The following is a 21,060-nucleotide window of genomic DNA, read 5'->3' as shown; positions in this document are numbered from 1 at the left end:
TATCTAGTACAGCCCCAAACTTTTTCAAATTTAACCGCACTTTCCTTCCCTCAAGCCCTGCATCGCTTTGCATTCCGCCTCACTATGCAGCTCTTCGGTGGCGATGGATTGCAAAAACCTTTTAATTTCTAAAAGTTGAGCGATTTTTTCTTCCACTCGGGCGAGTTGCTTTAAAATCATTTGATCCGCGTGGTAATGATCGGTATACCCAAACTTCAAACTGTTAAGCGCACGAATATCTTCAAGGGAAAAACCCAAAGTGCGGCAGTTTTTGACGAAGTTTAGCTGCGCCACACTCTCTTCATCATACTGACGATAACCATTCGCCGCCCGTTTTGGCTCGGGTAAAATACCTTGTTTTTCATAATAACGAATCGTTTCAAGATTAATACCCGTGCACTTGCTCAATTCATTCACTTTCATCAAATTCTCCAAGCGATTAATGTTTGAGGAATTTTATCAAAATCCCCTCTTTAATGAGAATGAGGTTTTACTGAGAACGATTCGGCGGGATCGCGTAGTGCCTTAATCGCCTGAAATGTAATTGACAAACCGCTGCGTAGCACCAACAAACTTAAAATACCGCTTGCGACCACATCAACCCACTGCCAGTTAAGCAGCCACGCACTTAAGCCTGCCGCAATTGCCACCAAGGAACCGAATAAATCCGCCAACACGTGCAAATAAGCAGCACGAATATTCAGGTTATTTTGATCGCTTTTGAGCATAATCCAAGCCACTAAAATATTAACAATCAACCCTATAGTCGCCACCCCCAACATTGGCAATGCCAACATTTCAGTCGGTGTTTGCCAACGTTCTAGCGCTTCAAGCAAAATCCAAACGGCCATCCCAACCAATGAGACACCGTTTATTAAAGCAAACACTTTTTGCCATTTCAGGCTTAAAAATAGCGCAATTAATGCCAAGAAAAGCGATAAACTATCGTTTGCCATATGCCCGGCATCAGCCATTAAAGCAAGGCTGTTAAAAAAGTAACCCCCTAAAAACTCCACCACCATATAACCCGTAATAATCGCAAAGCTCACCCCTAAAATTATTTTATTTTCCGGAGGATGGGAGTGAGAGTGAGAATGTGGCTGTTCGTGATGTGTCTTTTCCATATATTTTTCCTTTTCATATTGAATTGATTCAGTGGATATAAGTGTAAAGTCTGTAGTGGGTACGGAGTCAAGAGAATCTGATAGAGGAGAAAAATTTTCTCTATTATGTCAAAACAACGTTGAATAACCGGTGAAACACAATTTAACGCACGGAGATATCAACACGTATGAGATCGGTAAATCATCCCCTCTTTATATCTACGCTTGTTATAAGCCATCTGAAAAATAAATTGGGAGAATCCCCCTCTATTAATCACGATAATATCGTCATCCTTCATTTCATTATTGAACCGGGTGATAAGAAGAGCTTTCCTGAAATGGGCAATAAACCGACCGCACTTTAAGCGTCCGCTTTTAAAGCATAAAGCGGGGCTCCCCCGCTACTTTTGTCTTTATTTCTGAATTTTACATTGAGCCAAAATGTCGAGCTTTCTATCATAAATATTCTCATCGTTTTTGGTATCCATCATAGAAAATACAGTATGGAAATAGTTATCATGACTGTATTCTTTTGTTTCCGCATTGTTGCGTAAACAATCTAAATCAAAACCTTCATTTTTCACCCAAGCCGGTGAGAACCACATCACCATTGGGACTCGGGTTTGATAAACCGGTGCGATAGCATAAGGCGCAGTATGCAGGTAAATACCGTCCTCACCTAAACTTTCGCCATGATCAGACACATAAAACATAGCACTTTCCCAGTTAGGCTGTTTTTCCAAGATCTTAATCACGTTATTCAAAAAATTATCAAGGTACAAAATACCGTTATCATAGGTGTTAACTAATTGTTCATTAGAACATTTTTGAATTTCATTTGTGTCACAAGTGGGCGTAAATTGCTCAAAAGATTTGGAATAACGTTCGTGATAGGTCGGACCATGGCTGCCTATGGTGTGAAGCACTATCACGGTGTCTTTATCAGATTTATTTAACTCGGTTTCTAAATCTTTAAGCAAAATTTCATCTAAACATTCGCCATCTTTACAGTATTCCGCAAGATTGAGTGCGGTCATATCCTGTGTTGGAACACGTTCACACACGCCTTTACACCCCATATCATTGTCACGCCATAACACTTCTATGCCGGAACGTTGCAATATATCAAGTAAATTATCTTCATGTGAGGCTTTCGTGGCATTGTAATCTGCTCTCGTATAGCGTGAGAACATACAAGGTACGGAAATGGCTGTTGCCGTCCCACAACTGGACACATGTTTAAAATTAATAATATCATCACGTGCCGCTAAATGAGGTGTTGTCTGACGTTCATAACCATTTAATCCCCAATTTTGCGCACGAGTGGTTTCCCCCACGACTAAAATCGTCACATGGCGATAAGGATCCGGTTTTGCTAACAGCGTATCTAAGCCTATTTCGGAGAAAGGTAAATCGGTTTGGACGTGTTTTTTGACGAGCTGAATACTTGAGCCAATAAAATTAGAAGGGAGAATCAAGTGAGTAATTTCTTTATTATTGCGAGAAAAAGCAGCATAGTCCTTATAATAGAATTTCCCAATAAGCGCAATCACGATAGCTGAGAGTACAACCATTCCTACACGCATCAATATTTCTTTATACCAACGATGATAATTTACTTGTGTACGCATATAAAGCCATGCAGGGAGCACACCCAATGCAAAAATCCATAACACATAAGGAACCGTGATCATTCTTGAACTTTCGGCAAAATTCGTTTGCAAAACATTGGTGAGTTGATCGCTATCAAAATAAATACCAAAGAAAATTTCTTGATAACTAATGGCAGCACTTACTACCAACAGCAACGGAATAATTAATTTATGCAAAATCGGCAACGCAATCAGCTGAAATGCCGCATTCAGCGTAAAAAAGACAAAAAACGGGACGGTAAAAAATAGTCGTCCACTCCCCCCGTGAAAGGATGGCGTTTTAACACGCTTTGATAGAACGGATAATTGAGAATAAGGGTGAAATAAAGGGCAATAAGGGCAATTAATGCCGTAGAAGAAAGTGAAAATTTTCGTAAAAAATAACGAGAAAATTGCATAAAAAAACCTTAACCTTATTGATGTTAAATATAAAGCGTATGCGAAAATAACACGCAAATCTTAAGTGAACAAAGTTCTCTGTGGTATGAATGGTTTTTATGCAGAAAAGTGCGGTTAAAATTGAGTGAAATTTTTAAAATCTGCAAATACGTCAAAATTCAACCGCACTTTATTCGGTTTGGGATTAGAAATGGTATTTAATATTCATACCAAGACTGAAATTGCGTTTGAGTGCAGGTTCGTAATAACGTCCATTGGCATCATTAATCACGACATTGGCATAATCTTTATTCAATAGATTATTGACCCGAGCGTGGGTATCCATTGCCCACTTGCCTTTTTCCCATAAGTAACCGATATAAGTGCCGACCACCGTATAGCTTGGCGCATATTCCGTATTGGCGTGGTTAACCTGAATTTTGCTGCTATAACGGACATCGGAACCCACACGCCAGCCCGATTTATCGTGCCAGCCTAATGCCGCATAAGCATTATGTTTCGCCACACCGGCAATGCGGTTGCCTTGTTGAATAGCCGTTGAAACGGTTTCACGGAAACGGACATCAACAAAGGTATAACTTAGCGTTAAATTTAAGTCTTCCCAAAGGTTTCCTTGCCAACCGATTTCAGCCCCTTGGCGACGGGTTTTCCCTGCATTGCGGTAAGTCGCCCGCCCATCAAAGGTTCCGGCAGAAACAATATCATCTTTGGTATCCGAACGGAAAAGTGCAGCCGTGAGCATTCCTTCGCCTAAGGCACGTTTTACCCCGATTTCATAGTTGTCGCTGGTAAGCGGTTTTAGATCGAAATTTAACCCGGGTACGCCATCCGGACGATAGCTCATTTCTAAGAAAGTGCCGGTTTCGAAACCACGGCTATATGATGCATAAAGATTGGTATCGGCCAACCCTTGCCAGCTTACTCCCACACTTGGCAACCATTTGCCATCACGTTTTCGACCGCTGTCATCACCGTTTTTTAAGTAATGATCGCTGGATTTAAAGGTGGTGGAACTATAACGCAATCCCCCGGTGAGCAACCAATCCTTAGCAAATACCCAGTTGGTTTGGACATAAGGGTCGATATTAAAAATTTTATTTTTCTCATCGCGGCGAAGATTGCCTTTTACGCCATTTTCTGTGCCTCGGAAGTTTTCATAACCTTTGCGTTTGTCCTGCATAGTGTCAAAAGCTATGCCCAAAATGGTATCGAAATTTTCCGTGGCTTTATATTGCCAGTAAACATCGCTGCCAAAATAAGTGCGTTTAAAATCAATCACACCGCCGGCATGCCCAGCATTGCGGGTTTGTGCGATGCGAGGGATAGGTAAATATTGTTCAAGCTTACGTTCCCCTAGATAAGCGGTAAAATTGATAAGATTTTTTTCATCAAGTTGTTGGCGGTAAGTTAGCCCAAGTTGGGTTTGTTTCACCTCTTTACGAGCATTGAATTGTTCAATAGTAGCGGCGACTTGATTGCGATTTTCTTTCCATTGGGCATGGCTTAACGCACCCGGATCCTGTGCTTTAATATAGGAATGATTAAAAGTTAATGCCATTTCCGCATTATTTTCCATTGCCCAATTGAGTTTAAAATTCACTTGATTTTTGCGTGCCGCACTATGCTCACGATCATCGCCTGCTGTGGTGAAACGATTAACGCTCAACATATAGGCCGGCACAGATTTTCCATCGCCGCCACCCTGGGCTTTTAGACCATAATGCCAGCTACGGTGATTTCCCCCTTCCACACTGGTTTCAATACTCGGTGGATTTTTGCCTTGCTCGGATTTAATTAAAATCGTGCCAGCGGAGGAATTACCGTAAAGGGAAGAAAATGGCCCTTTCAACACTTCAATGCGACCGATAGCGTTTAAATCAATATGTGTGGTTACCCCTTGTCCATCCGGCATGGTGGCAGGAATTCCGTCTACATAAATACGCACGCCCCGCACACTGGAACGGCTGCCACGGGTAGAGAGGTTAATATCTTGTGCATAGTTTTCCCGTGAGGTAGAAACTAACCCCGGAATGCCTTGTAGTGCTTCGCTGAGATTGACCTTCATTCCACCTTGGGCTTGTAGACGTTCCCCCTCAACAACAGAGATTGAGGCAGGGCTTTGAAATTGATTTATTTCACTACGAATGGCGGTAACAGTAATTTCATCGAGTTGTAGCATCTCATCGGCATAAGCCATAAAAGGCAGATTTGCCACAAGTAAAGCCAATGTCGTTTTTTTCGTTTTTTTCATCTCATTCCTCAAAAAAAGTAGGTGCAATAATTTGCACCTACATCCTTATAGATTGTGTTGTTCGGTTTGATTATTTACCGGTATATTCAAAGACAATAATTGAACCTTTGTTTTGCATTTCGGTATTTGGTTTTTGATCTTTACCAATACCATAACCAACTGCATCGGTTGCAACATAGATTTTGCCGGTGTCGTTGCCGATCACCGCATTACGATAGCGGTTGTTGGTTTTGAAATGCTTGCTGAAATCGCCTTGTACCTGTTCTGATTTACCATCTAAATTTACACGATAAATCGCCCCGTTTTTCAAGGTTGTGATCAAGAGAGAATTTTGCCACTCTTTGATTTTACCGTCTTTCGGGTAGTAAATAATGCTGGATGGGGCAATGGTCGGCCAGCATAAAAAGGCTAACTCGCCACAGTTTTCATCGGCATAATTGTAACCATTTGGTACAGTAAAGAAGGATTTCTGTGGTGCTTTAAAGTTTTCGGCTTTAAATTCACTTTCTTGCTGAACCGGTACACCTTCAGGAATGATATTTGGGTTGAATTTCGCTTGTAATTCTTTTGGTGCTGCCGACCAGTTTGCATACACATAGCCTGAGTCATCTTTGAAACCGGCGATATTTGGCCAACCATAGTTACCGCCTTTTTCGATACGGTTTAATTCGTCATCAGAAGAAGGTCCGTGTTCTACTGCAAATAAGTTATTGCCTACAAAGGCTAAACCTTGGGTATTACGGAAACCATAAGCGTAAACATGACTTTTCACACCGTTTAATTCAGGGTTATCTTCAGGAATAGAACCGTCAGCGTTTAAACGTAGGATTTTACCCACATAAAGTGAATAGTCTTTATTGGCCACTTGCTCTGCTGTTGGTAAATCTTGTGATTGAATTGGTTTGTCAACGTGTTTACCTTGGTTATGGCCTTGGTCGCCAATGGTGTAATAAAGTTTACCGTCCGGACCAAAGCGTAAACGACCTGAGTTATGGTCATCGCTTGCCGGAATTTTATCCATCACAATGGTTTCATTGGACAATTTGTCTGCTTTTTGATCGTAAGTTAAACGGACAATACGGGCGAATTTTTTATCGCCTTCATTATAAGTATAGGCAGTGTAAAGTAAGTTTTCGCCTTTACCGGATAAGAAATCCGGGGCAAATGCCATGCCTAACACACCTTGATGAGGTGGGGCAGCAAACACATTTTCAAAATGGTAAAGCTGAGTACGTTTACCGGTTTTAGGATCGATTTTAGCAATGTTTTTACCTTGGCGTTCTGTGACCCAAATTTGGTTGTCTTTACCCCAAAGCATTTCCCATGGGCTTTCTAAACCGTCTACTAAAACCGTGGCTTTGAATGGCTCGGCAATCTCTACTTGATCGCCGGCTTTGGCATAAAGATTGCTACTGGTTAAGGTTAATGCGCCTAATGCAAGCGCAAGTGCTGTTTTTTTCATATGTTCTCCAAATAAAACAAGGGTTACAACAAGTTTTAATGAGAAAGTGCAGTCGAAAAATTCAATAAATTTAGCCTATTGAATGTTCCCTCACTTTCTAAAAAATGCGCATTTTAATGATTCGTTTCTCTTTGTCGAGAAAATTGACATTTGTTTAAAATGAGCGGTAATGACCGCTCATGATCTTATGTTTCAGTTTATGCTACGGTGAGTTCCATTGGGACTTCCATCAACAAAATTTCCGCATCATCGGTTGCTTCCACATTGAAATGTTCCACCTCCCAAACCCCTAGTCCGTCACGTTCGGCAAGAGAGACCCCGGCAATTTTTGCTGTACCTTTAATCACAAAGGCATAAACACCATTTTTCACATCGTGTAAGCGATAGTCTTTTGCTGTACCTTTATCAAATTTTGCCAAGTTGAACCACGCATTTTGATGAATCCACGCGCCTTCGTCTTCCGCATTGGGTGAGAGAATTTGTTGGAAATCATTCAGTTTCGCCCCCTCTGCAATATTGATTTGTTGATAACGTGGGGTAACATCACGTTTGTTCGGAAACACCCAAATTTGTAAAAATTTCACCGGGGTATCCGCATTCGGGTTCATTTCACTGTGAGTAATGCCGGTGCCGGCCGACATCACTTGAATATCGCCATGGCGGATCACACTACCATTTCCCATACTGTCACGATGGGCTAAGTCGCCACTTAGTGGAATGGAGATAATCTCCATATTATCATGGGGGTGTGTTCCAAAACCTCGGCCACCTTCAACGAAATCATCATTAATCACCCGTAATGCACCGAAATGAATACGATCAGGATCATAATAGTTAGCAAAACTAAAAGTATGACGGCTTTTTAACCAACCATGATCTGCGTTACCACGAGAATTGGCAGAATGAAATACAGTTTTCATAAATACTCCTTCAATTAACTTAAAAGACAGTTTATACACCGTGCTTGCTTAATGGCGCATATCATACGCTTTCCTTAAAAAAGAAAAAGTAACATTTAGTGAAATAATTATTTCCCTATAGTAAACAATTTAAGAAAAGTGCGGTCGGATTTTGGGACGTTTTCGGTATTACGTAGCCGTTGCACAAATAAATTCTCACCTTGTACGAGCCGTGCAAGGTTGATTAACCCCTGCCCTATTCGGACTATAACGCCACAAAGCGACTCAGGTAATTAACACATACGACTCGTAGGATATAAAGAATGAAAATTGTGCATTTGCGACATAATGTCGGAAGCTTTATAAAAAGTAAAAAAGTCGCCACGCCTAATTGATTGCACTGTTCTCTATTTAGCATCGCTTGATTAACATTTAGATAGGGGGAACATCGACATATTTTGGGGTGTGTTATCGCTTGGAAATTTGTATATGAATGCTGAAGCAACACAGATGAATCTGACTTTTTAGGGGATTTTCCTACATACCTTTTTGGCATCTAAAATTTTGTTGATAAAATCGCCAAAGTAAGTACGATTTTGTTTGATTTATCGACTTTCTATCGACTGGCTACTTTTATTTCGTTATAATTCGCCAGTTTTTTATCACTATTATTTTTAATAACGTGTTCGGTGTGAGTTTGACCGAGTGCAAAAATAAATTGAGGTTACAAATGTCATTAAGTATTGAAACAACCCAAGGTTTAGAGCGCCGTGTGGCTATCACCGTTCCGGCAGAAACTGTTGAAAAAGCAACTCGTGAGGAGTTTAAACGTGCGGCAAAAAATGTGCGTGTAGATGGTTTCCGTAAAGGTAAAGTACCGGCACATATTATTGAACAACGTTTTGGTGCATCAATTCGTCAAGATGTGTTAAATGATTTATTACCACGTCATTTTTTTGACGCTGTGATTGCAGAGAAAATCAATATTGCAGGTCGTCCAACTTTTGCGATTGAAACCTTTGAGCAAGGCAAAGATTTAGTTTTCACCGCAACTTTCGAGGTGTATCCGGAAGTTCAATTGCAAGGTTTAGAAAATATCAAAGTGGAAAAGCCAACGGTTGAAATCACAGAATCGGATATTGATAAAATGGTTGATGTGTTGCGCAAACAGCAAGCCACTTGGGCAGAAACCCAAGATGCGGCAAAAGCCGATGATCGTGTCACCATTGATTTTGTCGGTTCGATTGATGGTGAAGAATTTGAAGGCGGAAAAGCCTCTGATTTTGTGCTGTTTATGGGGCAAGGTCGTATGATCCCGGGTTTTGAAGAAGGGATCGTAGGTCATAAAGCCGGTGAGCAATTTGATATTGATGTGACCTTCCCGGCGGAATATCACGCTGAGAATTTGAAAGGTAAAGCAGCAAAATTTGCGATTATCTTGAAAAAAGTTGAAAACATGGTATTACCAGAATTAACCGATGAATTTATCGCTAAATTCGGTCCTAATACGAAAACTGTTGACGATTTACGCACAGAAATCCGTAAAAATATGGAACGCGAGTTGAAAAATGCCTTAGTTTCTCGTGTGAAACAACAAGTTATCAACGGTTTAATTGAACAGAACCCAATTGATGTGCCCTCTTCTGCTGTTGAAGAAGAAATTAATGTATTACGTAACCAAGCGGCACAACGTTTTGGCGGTAATGCACAACAGGCAGCACAGTTGCCACGTGAATTATTTGAAGCCGATGCAAAACGCCGTGTTCAAGTCGGTTTATTATTCTCTGAGGTGATCAAATCAAACGAATTGAAAGCCGATGATGAACGAGTGAACAAAATGATCACAGATATCGCTTCTGCCTATGAACAACCGGCTGAAGTGGTTGAATATTACAGCAAAAATGAAGAATTAATGAACAATATTCGCAATGTTGTGTTAGAGGAACAAGCGGTTGACGCTGTTCTTGCAAAAGCACAAGTGACCGAAAAAGCGTCTTCATTTGATGAAATTATGAATCCACAAGCTTAATTTTCATTGATTAAAAGTGCGGTCGTTATTTTCAATAAAAGCGACCGCATTTTTATTTGTGGATGTTTCAGGTAGAATACCAAGAATTTTTATACATAATAGGTGAGAAAATGGCTTTAGTTCCTATGGTCGTAGAACAAACTTCACGTGGTGAGCGTTCTTACGACATTTATTCCCGTTTATTAAAAGAGCGTGTGATTTTTTTAACCGGTGAAGTTGAAGATCGTATGGCAAATTTGATTGTTGCCCAGTTGTTGTTTTTAGAATCGGAAGATCCGACAAAAGACATTAATCTTTATATTAATTCCCCAGGCGGGGCAGTGACAGCAGGTATGGCAATTTATGATACGATGCAATTTATTAAATCAGATGTGCGTACGCTTTGTATCGGTCAAGCCTGCTCTATGGGTGCATTCCTATTGGCAGGAGGGGCACCCGGTAAACGTGCCGCCTTACCAAATTCCCGGGTGATGATTCATCAACCTTTAGGGGGATACCGTGGTCAAGCATCGGATATTCAGATTCACGCACAAGAAATTTTAAAAATTAAACATACCTTAAATGACCGCCTAGCATTCCACACAGGGCAAAGCCTTGAACGTATCGAAAAAGATACGGATCGTGATAATTTTATGTCTGCCGAAGAGGCGAAAGCCTATGGTCTAGTGGATGAGGTGTTGATTAAACGTTAAGGATTAAAGATGACAACGGAAAATAAAGATTTACATTGCTCTTTTTGCGGCAAAGAAAAAAATGAAGTGGATAAATTAATTGCCGGAACAGAGGGCTATATCTGTAACGAATGCATTGAACTTTGCCACGCTATGTTGGAAGAAAATCACGAAACAGAGAATAAAGATGAGGGCAAAAGTGCGGTTGAAAACAATACAAAATTGCCGACACCGCATGAAATTCGTGCACACTTAGACGATTATGTGATTGGTCAAGACTATGCGAAAAAAGTCCTTTCTGTGGCAGTATATAATCACTACAAACGCTTGAGTACCAATTATAAAAATAATGAAATTGAATTAGGTAAAAGTAACATTTTGCTAATTGGCCCGACAGGAAGCGGCAAAACATTACTTGCGCAAACGTTGGCTCGTCAATTAAATGTGCCTTTTGCCATGGCGGATGCGACAACCTTGACCGAAGCGGGTTATGTTGGGGAAGATGTGGAAAATGTCCTCCAAAAACTACTACAAAATTGCGACTATGATACGGAAAAAGCCGAGCAAGGTATCATTTACATTGATGAAATTGATAAGATTAGCCGCAAATCGGAAGGGGCATCCATCACTCGGGATGTTTCCGGTGAAGGGGTACAACAAGCCTTATTGAAATTAATTGAAGGCACGATTGCATCTGTCCCACCACAAGGGGGACGTAAGCATCCTCAACAAGAAATGCTGAAAGTGGATACGTCAAAAATTTTGTTTATCTGCGGTGGCGCATTTGCCGGCTTAGATAAAATTATTTCTAAACGTACTCAAACTTCAACAAGTATTGGTTTTGATGCCAAAGTGGAAAAAGAGACTGAAGATCAATCCTTGTCTGAGTTATTCCGCCAGGTGGAACCGGATGATTTGATGAAATTTGGGCTTATTCCTGAATTCATCGGGCGTTTACCCATGATTGCCTCATTAAGTGAATTGGATGAAGAGGCGTTGGTACAAATTCTTACTCAACCTAAAAACGCCTTAACAAGACAGTATCAAGCATTGTTTAGTTTGGAAAACGTAGAATTAGAATTTACATCGGAAGCATTAAAGGCTATGGCGAAAAAAGCCCTTGAGCGCAAAACCGGTGCTCGCGGTTTACGTTCAATCGTTGAAGCTTTGCTACTTGATACGATGTATGATTTGCCATCTATTGAAAATCTTGAAAAAGTCATCGTGGACGAAAAGTCTGTGACTGAAGATCAAGCACCGAAATTGGTTTATCATTCTTAGTGTCTATCCAGAAAAGTGCGGTTGATTTTCCCATTGTTTTTATGTTCCTTATTTTTCAATAGGCAATCTAAAAAGAAAATGCTACAATCGCACGCTCTTAAATTCATTCTTAACTCCCTCTTTTTAAACGGATTCAATTATGGCAACTGAAATTGTTGATAAAAAGAAAAAAACAGAAGAGCCGATGGAAGGTAAATCAAAAGGTTTAAACACATTACTTTGGATCTTGGTGGTTATTTTCTTCACAGCCGCTGCGATTGGGAATGTTTATTTCCAAAAAGTTTATTCAGCACCGGTTCGTGTGATTGGTATGGCGATTGCGCTTGTATTGGCATTTGTTTTTGCCGCCATCACGAATCAAGGTACAAAAGCGCGTAATTTCTTTAAAGAAGCAAAAAATGAAGCGCGTAAAGTAGTGTGGCCGACTCGTTCGGAAACTCGTCAAACTACATTAATTGTAATGGGGGTAACGGTGGTAGCCTCATTATTTTTCTGGGCGACAGACTCTATTATCGTATCAATTATTAACTTCTTAACCGATTTGAGATTCTAAAATGACGGAAGAAACAACAGTATCAAAAAAACGTTGGTATGTTCTGCAAGCATTTTCCGGTTTTGAAAGCCGTGTTGCATTAACTTTGCGTGAATATATTAAACAACACCAAATGGAAGATCAGTTTGGTGAAGTCCTTGTACCGACTGAAGAAGTGGTCGAAAATGTCGCAGGAAAACGCCGTAAAAGCGAGCGTAAATTCTTTCCGGGCTATGTACTTGTTGAAATGGAAATGAATGATGATACATGGCATTTAGTGAAAAGTGTGCCACGCGTGATGGGCTTTATCGGTGGAACGCCGGATAAACCGGCTCCTATTTCCAAACGTGAAGCGGATATTATCTTAAACCGCTTGGAGCAAACGGCAGATAAACCTCGCCATCGTAATGAATATCATCCGGGTGAAGAAGTACGTGTTACCGAAGGACCATTTGCTGATTTCAATGGTACCGTAGAAGAAGTCGATTATGATAAAGGTCGATTGAAAGTATCCGTTTCTATCTTCGGTCGAGCCACACCGGTTGACTTGGAATTTGGTCAAGTGGAAAAAACCCTCTAATTCAATCCCTCTATCAAATGAAAAGTAACCGCAATTTATCATTAAAGTGCGGTTATTTTTTTCCGAATTTTCGTCCATTCTCGTTTTAACTGCTTGAAAAGCCATCATGCTTTTTATATAATCCGCTTCCTGTTTATAAGCCGTTCATCGGCTTATATTTTTGTGTGGCATTCTCTCTTTTATGATAGGTGTCAAAATCATCGGGGAGCTATTTTATAGCGTGATTACCCAACTAGAGGAAAATTAAAATGGCAAAAAAAGTCCAAGCCTATGTTAAGTTGCAAGTTGCAGCGGGTATGGCAAACCCATCACCACCGGTTGGTCCGGCATTAGGTCAACAAGGTGTGAACATTATGGAATTCTGTAAAGCATTCAACGCTCGTACTGAGAGCTTAGAAAAAGGTTTACCGATTCCCGTTGTGATCACGGTTTATGCAGACCGTTCATTCACCTTTATTACTAAAACCCCACCGGCTGCCGTATTATTGAAAAAAGCAGCAGGTATCAAATCCGGTTCCGGTAAACCGAATAAAGATAAAGTGGGTAAAGTGACCTTAGATCAAATCCGTCAAATTGCTGAAACAAAAGCGGCTGATATGACTGGTGCGACTATTGAAACGAAAATGAAATCAATCGCTGGTACAGCTCGTTCTATGGGCTTAGTGGTGGAGGAATAATACGATGGCTAAATTGACTAAAAAAATGAAAGCAATCAAAGCTGGCGTAGATTCTACTAAAGCATATGAAATCAACGAAGCCATTGCATTGTTAAAACAATTCGCAACAGCTAAATTCGTTGAAAGCGTTGATGTTGCAGTAAACTTAGGTATCGATCCTCGTAAATCTGATCAAAACGTGCGTGGCGCAACCGTGTTACCACACGGTACCGGTCGTGAAGTGCGTGTTGCTGTGTTCACCCAAGGTGCAAACGCAGATGCTGCTAAAGAAGCGGGTGCTGATTTAGTGGGTATGGAAGATTTAGCAGAGCAAATCAAAAAAGGCGAAATGAATTTTGATGTGGTTATCGCTTCGCCTGATGCAATGCGTGTTGTTGGTCAATTAGGTCAAGTATTAGGTCCTCGTGGTTTAATGCCAAACCCTAAAGTGGGTACCGTAACACCGAATGTTGCAGAAGCAGTAAAAAATGCTAAATCCGGTCAGATCCGTTATCGTAACGATAAAAACGGTATCATCCACACCACGATTGGTAAAGCAAACTTCTCTGAAGAGCAATTAAAAGAAAACCTTCAAGCATTATTGGCAGCTTTAACTAAAGCAAAACCAAGCACAGCAAAAGGTATCTTCATCAAGAAAGTCAGCATTTCTACCACAATGGGTGCGGGTGTTGCTATCGATCAAGCATCGCTATAATTACGTACGACAAAAACCTTGAAAATTCAACCGCACTTTGTTATGCAAAGTGCGGTTTTTCATATAAAAAAGAGTGAAAAATCAAGGGAGTATACTCCCTTTACTCTCTATTGACATAGAGAGTAAAACCCCTTGATAAACCTAAAGGATTTTTTATATGAAAAAATTTTTGTTATTGACATTAGCCGCTTTTTTTGTATCCACAAGCTATGCTGAAGACGTTATTGGTGATCCACCGATTGATGAAGGAGAAGATGAGATTACTCTTGAAGCTTTTTTACAAAAGCCATTAAGTCAGATTGCTGAAATATCAATGGAGAAATATCCCAGAGTTGGATTTCCTGATAATATTTATTCTGAGTTGCTGAAAATAGCTGAATCTTATAATAATAGAGGAAAAGGGATTTTTCTTAGTATTCAGAACGCATTATATAGTGAACCATATAATTTTTGTAATAAAGGATATTCTTATGAACCTAAAAATATTCACATTACCTGTAACGATTCCTTCCAAACAGTTATAAATCTTTTGAGTGATTTAAAATTGCAGAAGAAAGATTGGGAACCTAAATATTCTTTCAGACAATATAAACGAATGACTCTTTTAGATCTTGCTGAAAAGGTTGAAGAGGGTAGTAAAACAAAGGAATTTGATCTTGAGGATTTGCAAGAGGATCTTACGAATCTTCTCACTAAAGAATATGGAAATTTGGGCTACCTTATAGTAAATGATGGTGCGGGGCTTCTTAGAGCAGTAGGAACTTGTGGATTAGCTAAAAGCTCAGGTGCAATTCATCGTAAAGATGTGAAGAAATTGTGTAATTTAAGTATAGGTGAAGCAATAGAAGGATATTTGGAGTAACTATATGAAAAATATACAATTCTGGCATATGCAAATGTTTCCCGGAGGGAATCCAGAATTTGCAGAAAAAGTACCTTATATCCTTGAACATCACCGCTTTATTGGACTAGGAGATTGGGAAGAGCATCGTAATCAAATTCCTAGTTTTTGTGACATTATGAAAGTGAATGATATTGTTGCAATAAAAAATGGAAAAAATTTAATTGCGTTGGCTCAGGTGATTGGTGGCGTGTATGAGGTCAAAGATGATCCAAGCGAATTAGGGTGGATGGTTTATCGCCGTCCAATTCGTATCCTAGATTGGGAAATTGAACAACGTACTTTACTCCAACCAAGAGGAGCATTAAGCCCTTGTGTTTCTGATGATGCAGAGACTACACAGGTTATTCAAGATTGGTATGAGAGGGTGAAGTCTTCTTTTGAAAAAAGGAAATTGCCAGTTTTTATATGAAATTTAACCGCACTTTGTTATAAAGTGCGGTTTTCTTTTATCCATTTTTTACAAAAACTCTAGCCCGAACATATAAATTGCAATCAATAATAAAATACTTGCGAGGAGCTTTCTTGTTAATGCCGGGTTTATCAATCCTCGTAATCGCATAGAGAAAAAACTCATTCCAAAGGATCCGATAACAACCATACCCACAATGTAAAAATTGACATAGCCAAATTGTCCACTGAGATTGACCTGATACAAGACTTCTCGTGTGAGGTAGCCGTATAAATTTCCGATACCGCCAATAATCATCATTGCGTTAGCATAAACGGCAATTTGTTGTGTTTTTACGCCTTTTAGTTGTCCGACCAACGGGGCGAGGATTGATCCACCGCCGATGCCTGTGATTCCTGCAATTAATCCGCCGATACAACAGCTAAAACCGCCTTTGAGACGCTCAAGTGCGGTCATTTTTCCACTTGAATTTTCGCCCTTACCGGAGGTAAGCAAGGTTTTTAATGCAAGTACGGTGAGACTTAGCATAAAGATAAGGCTAATCATAAAATTGGAAAAATAAAAACTGAGTTCAAAGCCAATTTGAACGCCAATAATCATTGCAATGGACCACAACAGTATATTGAGATAATCGATTTCAATGTGCTGCCGGCGAAAAAAAAGTAAATTAATGCTCGCAGTGCACATCACGATAGTTAGGGAAGTTGCCGCAATGATTTGCAGTGGAAGTGCTGGAAAAAGTGTACGTAAAATTGGCACCATCAAAACTCCTCCGCCAATGCCAAAAATGGCGGAAACCATATTCGTGAAGATTCCGCAAATGAATAGAATACCAATTGTGCTGAGTGTCATAATATCGATCCAATGAATGAGTTGAGTATCATTCTGGGCGTAATGAGCCTGTGGGGGTTATGATCTTTATCATATACAAGAAAAAATTTTCTTTATATGATCCCCTTTGGATAACACAAGGATAAGGTATGAATGCATTTCAACTTATGGCAAAACCCACAGGCTCAATATGCAATTTGGATTGCCAATATTGCTTCTATTTAGACAAGCCACATCTCAATCAACGTGCAATGAGTGATGAGGTGCTAGAGCGCTATATTCAATCTTATCTCGAAAATGCCCCTCAACAACGTGTTACTTTTCTTTGGCAGGGGGGAGAGCCCACGCTGGCGGGATTGGATTTCTACCAAAGAGCGGTCGATTTTCAACGCAAATATGCTAATGGAAAGCAAGTGGAAAATGCCTTACAAACCAATGGAGTTTTATTCAATGCCGACTGGTGTCGATTTTTATACGACAATCATTTTCTTGTGGGATTATCTGTTGATGGACCGGAATATTTGCACGATGCTTATCGTTTAAACAAACGTGGCAAAGGGACTTTCCGGCAAGTTATGAATGCCCTTGATTTACTCATTAATTATCGGGTGCAGTTTAATACATTGACGGTTGTGCATAATTTGAATGTTCTGCACGCTCAAGAAATTTATCGTTTTCTTAAGCAAATAGGATCGCCTTATATGCAATTTATTCCGTTAATGGGCGACCACGAACAACAAGCCACCGCACGTGATTATGGGCAATTTCTCGTGGATATTTTTGATGAGTGGTATGCCAACGATGTGGGCAAAATCGGCATTCAATTTATTGAACAATGGTTTATGGCATATTTAGGGCTGAAACCCGATTTATGTCTTTTTCGTGAAACCTGTGGCGATCAGCTTGTCATTGAACAAAATGGCGATATTTATAGCTGCGATCACTATGTTTATCCTGACTATAAATTGGGGAACTTGATTGAAATGCCTCTACAAACAATAACCGAATCACCGAAGCAGAGACATTTTGGCTTGATGAAATCCTTTCTTTCCGAACGTTGCCAAGCGTGTAAATTCCGTTTTGCCTGCCATGGCGGGTGCCCTAAACATCGAACGATTAACCGCTTTGGTGCGCCTCATAATCAACTGTGCGAAGCCTATTACCGAGCACTCTCACATATGGATCCTTATCTTCGACAATTTGCTGCACAGTTTAGAGGGCAGTAAAGCGTGACTTCCTCACCGTGAATCTTACTTTTGCCGACATTTTCAATGCATTGTGCTCGTGATTTAATACAAGACAAGGGCATTTTCAGCGGAGATATCATCCAACCAAAGATGGGGATCTTGGGGAAGATTGTCATTCTAGAAATATTGAACATTAAATCCTCCTGCTAAACATTCCCCATATAATAAATCATCACCTTTTTCAGAAATAAGCATTTATTGAAGAAAAAGCGAACGTGTCCTTCTCCTAATTTGTCATTGGTGAGTTGATTTTGGAGATTAAATTTTCCTTTCGCCACAGCGTTAGGAATAGAGGTAAGCTCACAGTGTTTACAAGCAGATGTTGATCGCATAATTCTGTGAGATACACGAGGCGAATCCGGGTCATTGTATTATCTAGAGATTTAGGATGTGATAATAGTTATCTCAAATAAATTCGTGGTAGAATCATTTAGATTATTATTCAATAGCATCTTATTATGACCTACATTGAATCAGCCATTGAACAAAAATTCATTCAAAAACTGATTGACTTAAAATACACCCACCGCCCCGACATTCGTGATAAGAAAACGCTGGAGCAAAATTTCCGTGAAAAATTCGAGCAGTTAAACCGTGTCCGTTTGACCGATAGTGAATTCGAACGCTTAAAATCGGAAATTATCACTCCCGATGTCTTTGCCGCCGCCAAAAGACTGCGGCAAACCAATACCTTCACCCGCGAGGACGATACCCCGCTCAATTACACGTTAGTCAATATCAAAGACTGGTGCAAAAATGATTACGAAGTTATCAGCCAACTACGGATCAATACCGAAAACAGCTATCACCGCTATGACGTGATTTTGCTAATTAACGGACTTCCGGTCGTACAAATCGAGCTTAAAACCCTGCAAATCCCGCCACGAAAAGCCATTGAGCAAATCATTGAATACAAAAACGATCCGGGCAACGGCTACGGTAACAGTCTTTTATGCTTTATGCAGCTTTTTATCGTCAGCAACGAAAGCAGCACCTACTATTTCGCCAACAACCAAAACCGCCATTTCGCCTTTCACGCCGATGAACGCTTTTTGCCTGTGTACCGTTTTGCCGACGAAGACAATAAAAAAATCAATCATTTGAGCGACTTTGCCGATAAATTCTTAGAGAAATGCACCTTGGGTAGAATGATCAGTCGCTATATGGTATTGGTAGCAGGTGAGCAGAAACTTTTGATGATGCGTCCATATCAGATTTACGCCGTCAAAGCCATTGTGAACTGCATTCATGAAAATCGTGGCAATGGCTATATTTGGCATACTACAGGTTCAGGAAAAACGCTGACCTCTTTCAAAGCCTCAACCCTGCTCAAAGATAACCCCGACATCGACAAATGCCTGTTTGTCGTGGACAGAAAAGACCTAGATCGTCAGACCCGCGACGAATTCAACCGCTTTCAGGAGGGCTGCGTAGAAGAAAACACGAATACCTACACCTTGGTAAACCGTCTCTTATCTGATGATTACGCTGACAAAGTCATCGTAACCACCATCCAAAAACTGGGATTGGCTCTCAAAGAAAACAGCAAATACCACGACCAATTAAGCACACTCAAAGACAAACGCATAGTATTTATCTTTGACGAATGCCACCGCAGCCAATTCGGTGAAAACCATCAGGCAATCAAAAATTTCTTCCCCAAAGCCCAACTTTTCGGCTTTACCGGCACGCCAATTTTTGAAGAAAATGCCAGTTACAAACGCATTGACGGCACGGATGCTACGCTTTTGACGACCCAAGACATTTTTGAGCAGCAACTGCACGCCTACACGATCACCAACGCCATTGATGATGGCAACGTTCTAAAATTTCATATCGACTATTACAAAGCAGAAGGCGACAAACCTGTCTCCGCTACCCATCGTGCCACCAAACAGGCAATCGTGGATTCCATCTTAAGCAAGCACAACGCCGCCACCGCAGATCGCCGTTTCAATGCCATTTTTGCCACGGACTCCATTAATGATGCTATCGAATACCATCATCTATTCCAAGCAACACAAAACAGGCTGCAAGCGGATAATCCCGATTATGCGCTACTTAATATCGCCAGCGTCTTCTCGCCACCTGCCGAAGGCAATAAAGACATTGCTCAAATCCAGTCTGATTTACCGCAGGAAGAGCAGGACAACAAAGAAGACCCAAACGGCAAAAAAGCCGCCCTAAAAACCATTATTGATGACTACAACGCCAAATATCGCACCAATTACAACATCGGCGAATTCGATGCGTATTATCAGGATATTCAAAAACGCATTAAAGACCACCAATATCCTGATAAAGACTACGCACACCAAAACAAAATCGACATCACCATCGTCGTCGATATGCTTCTGACCGGATTTGACAGCAAATATCTAAACACGCTTTATGTGGATAAAAACCTAAAATATCACGGCTTAATTCAGGCTTTCTCGCGCACCAACCGCGTATTGAATGGCAGCAAGCCCTATGGCAACATCCTTGATTTTCGCGGACAACAAACGCAAGTCGATGACGCCATCAGACGCTTTTCAGGGCAGGACGAAGAACGCGCCAAAGAAATCTGGATTGTCGATCCGGCGGAAATTGTCATAACCAAACTGCAAAACGCTATGACGCAACTGGAAGATTTTATGTCTTCGCAAGGATTAGAATGCACACCGTCTGAAGCCTACAATCTCAAAGGTGATAACGCACGTGCAGGCTTTATAAACCTGTTTAAAGAAGTGCAACGTTACAAAACCCAGCTCGGACAATACACCGATTTAAGCTGCGAACAACAAGAAACGATAGACGCCATTTTGCCACACGACACCCAACGCGCCTTCAAAGGCGTTTATCTGGATATAGCGCAGCAATTTAAAAAGCAGGAAGCCAAACAAGGATTTTCCAGCCCCGAACAAGAACAGCTTGATTTTGAATTCGTGCTATTTTCATCTATTACCATTGATTACGACTACATCATGAAACTGATTGCCGAAAATACATCCAAACCGAGAAAACAGCAGATGAGCCGTAACCAATTAGCCGAACTGATTGCTTCCAGCACCGATCTGATGGATGAAAAAGACGACATCATCGCCTACATCGACAGCTTAAAAGCAGGCGAAGCCTTAAGCGAACAAGAAGTCAAAGCAGGCTATCAGGCATTTAGGCAGGCAAAAACAAATGAAAAACTAACCGCACTTGCCCAAAAACACGGCATTGCAGCCGATACCCTATCCGCCTTTATCACCCAAATCATAGACAGAATGATTTTTGACGGCGAAAAACTCACCGACTTGCTCGAACCTTTTGATTTAAGCTGGAAAGAACGCCGCATTAAAGAACTCGCCCTGATGGAAGACCTTGTGCCACTGCTTAAAAGCATGGCAAAAGGCAAAGAAATTTCAGGATTAAAGGCTTATGAGTAAATAATTTTAGGGGCTGTACTAGA

The 21,060-nt window shown here is 40.7% G+C and carries 18 protein-coding genes and 2 pseudogenes; 12 read left to right on the top strand and 8 right to left on the bottom strand.

The window, feature by feature from the left end; all coding sequences use genetic code 11:
• Window positions 1-30: 30 nt before the first annotated feature.
• Together BKK50_RS03155 and BKK50_RS03150 are read right to left on the bottom strand one after the other, a co-directional pair.
• On the bottom strand, window positions 31-423 hold the full coding sequence (locus BKK50_RS03155; protein WP_077415233.1) for a MerR family transcriptional regulator: 393 nt from the start codon (window positions 421-423) through the stop codon (window positions 31-33).
• A gap of 50 nt (window positions 424-473) precedes the next feature.
• Entirely contained in the window at window positions 474-1,124 is a 651-nt protein-coding gene (locus BKK50_RS03150) for a cation diffusion facilitator family transporter (RefSeq protein ID WP_077415231.1), read from the bottom strand.
• Between the two features lie 167 nt (window positions 1,125-1,291).
• Here BKK50_RS03150 and BKK50_RS12415 point away from each other — a divergent pair, with 167 nt between their 5' ends.
• Window positions 1,292-1,468, top strand: coding sequence for a hypothetical protein (locus BKK50_RS12415; RefSeq protein WP_158074650.1), 177 nt, complete (start codon window positions 1,292-1,294; stop codon window positions 1,466-1,468).
• Window positions 1,469-1,516: 48 nt separating this feature from the next.
• Here the strand turns inward: BKK50_RS12415 and BKK50_RS03145 are convergent.
• The 4 genes and pseudogenes from BKK50_RS03145 to BKK50_RS03130 form a co-directional block, all read right to left on the bottom strand.
• A pseudogene (locus BKK50_RS03145) lies at window positions 1,517-3,153 on the bottom strand (phosphoethanolamine transferase).
• 185 nt (window positions 3,154-3,338) lie between these two features.
• Window positions 3,339-5,405 carry a TonB-dependent receptor gene (locus tag BKK50_RS03140; protein WP_077415229.1) on the bottom strand — a complete coding sequence of 689 codons (2,067 nt, stop codon included), beginning with the start codon at window positions 5,403-5,405 and terminating at the stop codon, window positions 3,339-3,341.
• A 70-nt stretch (window positions 5,406-5,475) separates the two neighbouring features.
• Window positions 5,476-6,867 carry a glucose/sorbosone family PQQ-dependent dehydrogenase gene (locus BKK50_RS03135; protein ID WP_077415227.1) on the bottom strand — a complete coding sequence of 464 codons (1,392 nt, stop codon included), beginning with the start codon at window positions 6,865-6,867 and terminating at the stop codon, window positions 5,476-5,478.
• Window positions 6,868-7,064: 197 nt separating this feature from the next.
• Complete coding sequence (locus tag BKK50_RS03130) at window positions 7,065-7,787, bottom strand: pirin family protein (RefSeq protein WP_077415225.1); 723 nt, start codon at window positions 7,785-7,787, stop codon at window positions 7,065-7,067.
• Window positions 7,788-8,496: 709 nt separating this feature from the next.
• Here BKK50_RS03130 and tig point away from each other — a divergent pair.
• The 9 genes from tig to BKK50_RS03085 all read left to right on the top strand — a co-directional run bounded on the left by tig (window position 8,497) and on the right by BKK50_RS03085 (window position 15,543).
• Window positions 8,497-9,795: a trigger factor gene (gene tig, locus BKK50_RS03125; RefSeq protein ID WP_077415223.1), complete on the top strand. Its 1,299-nt coding sequence runs from the start codon at window positions 8,497-8,499 to the stop codon at window positions 9,793-9,795.
• Between the two features lie 110 nt (window positions 9,796-9,905).
• On the top strand, window positions 9,906-10,487 hold the full coding sequence (gene clpP, locus BKK50_RS03120; protein ID WP_077415221.1) for an ATP-dependent Clp endopeptidase proteolytic subunit ClpP: 582 nt from the start codon (window positions 9,906-9,908) through the stop codon (window positions 10,485-10,487).
• Window positions 10,488-10,496: 9 nt separating this feature from the next.
• Entirely contained in the window at window positions 10,497-11,747 is a 1,251-nt protein-coding gene (clpX, locus tag BKK50_RS03115; RefSeq protein ID WP_077415219.1) for an ATP-dependent protease ATP-binding subunit ClpX, read from the top strand.
• A gap of 139 nt (window positions 11,748-11,886) precedes the next feature.
• Window positions 11,887-12,300 carry a preprotein translocase subunit SecE gene (secE, locus tag BKK50_RS03110; RefSeq protein ID WP_077415217.1) on the top strand — a complete coding sequence of 138 codons (414 nt, stop codon included), beginning with the start codon at window positions 11,887-11,889 and terminating at the stop codon, window positions 12,298-12,300.
• A gap of 1 nt (window position 12,301) precedes the next feature.
• A complete protein-coding gene (nusG, locus tag BKK50_RS03105; protein ID WP_077415215.1) occupies window positions 12,302-12,859 on the top strand; it encodes a transcription termination/antitermination protein NusG in 558 nt (185 codons plus the stop codon).
• Between the two features lie 248 nt (window positions 12,860-13,107).
• The gene (gene rplK, locus BKK50_RS03100) at window positions 13,108-13,536 is read left to right on the top strand and encodes a 50S ribosomal protein L11 (protein WP_007241834.1); all 429 of its coding nucleotides are present in this window, start codon (window positions 13,108-13,110) and stop codon (window positions 13,534-13,536) included.
• 4 nt (window positions 13,537-13,540) lie between these two features.
• A complete protein-coding gene (rplA, locus tag BKK50_RS03095; RefSeq protein WP_077415213.1) occupies window positions 13,541-14,230 on the top strand; it encodes a 50S ribosomal protein L1 in 690 nt (229 codons plus the stop codon).
• Window positions 14,231-14,387: 157 nt separating this feature from the next.
• On the top strand, window positions 14,388-15,092 hold the full coding sequence (locus tag BKK50_RS03090) for a hypothetical protein (protein WP_077415211.1): 705 nt from the start codon (window positions 14,388-14,390) through the stop codon (window positions 15,090-15,092).
• A 4-nt stretch (window positions 15,093-15,096) separates the two neighbouring features.
• Entirely contained in the window at window positions 15,097-15,543 is a 447-nt protein-coding gene (locus BKK50_RS03085; protein ID WP_208606192.1) for a pyruvate kinase, read from the top strand.
• A 48-nt stretch (window positions 15,544-15,591) separates the two neighbouring features.
• Here the strand turns inward: BKK50_RS03085 and BKK50_RS03080 are convergent, their stop codons facing one another.
• Window positions 15,592-16,395 carry a sulfite exporter TauE/SafE family protein gene (locus tag BKK50_RS03080; protein WP_077415209.1) on the bottom strand — a complete coding sequence of 268 codons (804 nt, stop codon included), beginning with the start codon at window positions 16,393-16,395 and terminating at the stop codon, window positions 15,592-15,594.
• A gap of 128 nt (window positions 16,396-16,523) precedes the next feature.
• On the opposite strand from BKK50_RS03080, the gene BKK50_RS03075 reads away from it, so the two are divergent.
• The gene (locus BKK50_RS03075; RefSeq protein ID WP_077415207.1) at window positions 16,524-17,600 is read left to right on the top strand and encodes an anaerobic sulfatase maturase; all 1,077 of its coding nucleotides are present in this window, start codon (window positions 16,524-16,526) and stop codon (window positions 17,598-17,600) included.
• Here BKK50_RS03075 and BKK50_RS12795 read toward each other — a convergent pair.
• Window positions 17,587-17,988, bottom strand: a pseudogene (locus BKK50_RS12795) (pyrimidine dimer DNA glycosylase/endonuclease V). The gene BKK50_RS03075 and the pseudogene BKK50_RS12795 overlap by 14 nt on opposite strands.
• 91 nt (window positions 17,989-18,079) lie before the next feature.
• On the opposite strand from BKK50_RS12795, the gene BKK50_RS03065 reads away from it, so the two are divergent.
• Window positions 18,080-21,037 carry a type I restriction endonuclease subunit R gene (locus tag BKK50_RS03065; RefSeq protein WP_077415205.1) on the top strand — a complete coding sequence of 986 codons (2,958 nt, stop codon included), beginning with the start codon at window positions 18,080-18,082 and terminating at the stop codon, window positions 21,035-21,037.
• The last annotated feature ends 23 nt before the right edge of the window (window positions 21,038-21,060 follow it).

The sequence above is a fragment of the Rodentibacter rarus genome, assembly GCF_001998965.1.
GTDB classification, from domain to species: Bacteria; Pseudomonadota; Gammaproteobacteria; order Enterobacterales; family Pasteurellaceae; genus Rodentibacter; species Rodentibacter rarus.
The sequence above is the reverse complement of the archived record's forward strand: the minus strand, read 5'-3'. Positions and strand labels throughout refer to the sequence as shown.

Excerpts from the sequence above, each read along its gene's own strand:
- nusG (WP_077415215.1), top strand. The coding sequence starts at position 12,302 with ATGACGGAAGAAACAACAGTATCAAAAAAACGTTGGTATGTTCTGCAA.
- BKK50_RS03085 (WP_208606192.1), top strand. The coding sequence starts at position 15,097 with ATGAAAAATATACAATTCTGGCATATGCAAATGTTTCCCGGAGGGAAT.
- tig (WP_077415223.1), top strand. The coding sequence starts at position 8,497 with ATGTCATTAAGTATTGAAACAACCCAAGGTTTAGAGCGCCGTGTGGCT.
- BKK50_RS03080 (WP_077415209.1), bottom strand. The coding sequence starts at position 16,395 with ATGACACTCAGCACAATTGGTATTCTATTCATTTGCGGAATCTTCACG.
- secE (WP_077415217.1), top strand. The coding sequence starts at position 11,887 with ATGGCAACTGAAATTGTTGATAAAAAGAAAAAAACAGAAGAGCCGATG.
- BKK50_RS03130 (WP_077415225.1), bottom strand. The coding sequence starts at position 7,787 with ATGAAAACTGTATTTCATTCTGCCAATTCTCGTGGTAACGCAGATCAT.
- BKK50_RS12415 (WP_158074650.1), top strand. The coding sequence starts at position 1,292 with ATGAGATCGGTAAATCATCCCCTCTTTATATCTACGCTTGTTATAAGC.
- clpX (WP_077415219.1), top strand. The coding sequence starts at position 10,497 with ATGACAACGGAAAATAAAGATTTACATTGCTCTTTTTGCGGCAAAGAA.
- BKK50_RS03065 (WP_077415205.1), top strand. The coding sequence starts at position 18,080 with ATGACCTACATTGAATCAGCCATTGAACAAAAATTCATTCAAAAACTG.
- BKK50_RS03075 (WP_077415207.1), top strand. The coding sequence starts at position 16,524 with ATGAATGCATTTCAACTTATGGCAAAACCCACAGGCTCAATATGCAAT.
- rplK (WP_007241834.1), top strand. The coding sequence starts at position 13,108 with ATGGCAAAAAAAGTCCAAGCCTATGTTAAGTTGCAAGTTGCAGCGGGT.
- BKK50_RS03150 (WP_077415231.1), bottom strand. The coding sequence starts at position 1,124 with ATGGAAAAGACACATCACGAACAGCCACATTCTCACTCTCACTCCCAT.
- BKK50_RS03140 (WP_077415229.1), bottom strand. The coding sequence starts at position 5,405 with ATGAAAAAAACGAAAAAAACGACATTGGCTTTACTTGTGGCAAATCTG.
- BKK50_RS03135 (WP_077415227.1), bottom strand. The coding sequence starts at position 6,867 with ATGAAAAAAACAGCACTTGCGCTTGCATTAGGCGCATTAACCTTAACC.
- rplA (WP_077415213.1), top strand. The coding sequence starts at position 13,541 with ATGGCTAAATTGACTAAAAAAATGAAAGCAATCAAAGCTGGCGTAGAT.
- clpP (WP_077415221.1), top strand. The coding sequence starts at position 9,906 with ATGGCTTTAGTTCCTATGGTCGTAGAACAAACTTCACGTGGTGAGCGT.
- BKK50_RS03090 (WP_077415211.1), top strand. The coding sequence starts at position 14,388 with ATGAAAAAATTTTTGTTATTGACATTAGCCGCTTTTTTTGTATCCACA.
- BKK50_RS03155 (WP_077415233.1), bottom strand. The coding sequence starts at position 423 with ATGAAAGTGAATGAATTGAGCAAGTGCACGGGTATTAATCTTGAAACG.